The sequence below is a fragment of the Lactobacillus sp. UMNPBX19 genome (genome assembly GCF_002553805.1).
Classification (GTDB): Bacteria; Bacillota; Bacilli; order Lactobacillales; family Lactobacillaceae; genus Lactobacillus.
Genome location: NZ_PCYR01000150.1, coordinates 1 through 381, shown reverse-complemented (window position 1 = coordinate 381; position 381 = coordinate 1). Strand labels below are relative to the sequence as shown.

At 48.6% G+C, this 381-nt stretch carries 1 protein-coding gene; it reads right to left on the bottom strand.

Annotated elements, in window-relative coordinates; genetic code table 11:
• On the bottom strand, positions 1 to 381 hold a 381-nt coding region (locus tag CP370_RS09530; protein ID WP_143467914.1), incomplete at both ends, for a histidine phosphatase family protein.

Below are 381 nucleotides of genomic sequence, written 5' to 3'. Positions count from 1 at the left end.
AATTAATAGTACGGATTGATCAGCAAACTGCTGTTTAAGGTCTTCGACAAACCCGCTTACCCGCGCAACCAGTGCGGCATAACTTTCGGAATGGGGCGCGTAGTCAGCGTACTTGGCGTTGAACATACCAAGACGGTCAAAAACTTCGGGATGCTTGTCGTAAATTAATTTTTCGGAGACCCCGTCCCAATCGCCAAAGTCCATTTCAGTAATCCGGGGATCATAGGTGAGCGCAGCGTCATCACCTAAAAGAATCTTCGCGGTTTGTTTAGCACGCAGCATGGGACTGCAAAAAACGTGGTCAAACTGGTGCCAATCGTAATTTTGACTAACTTCCTTAGCATATTCGATTCCGGCCGGGGACAAACCGACGTCGGAACG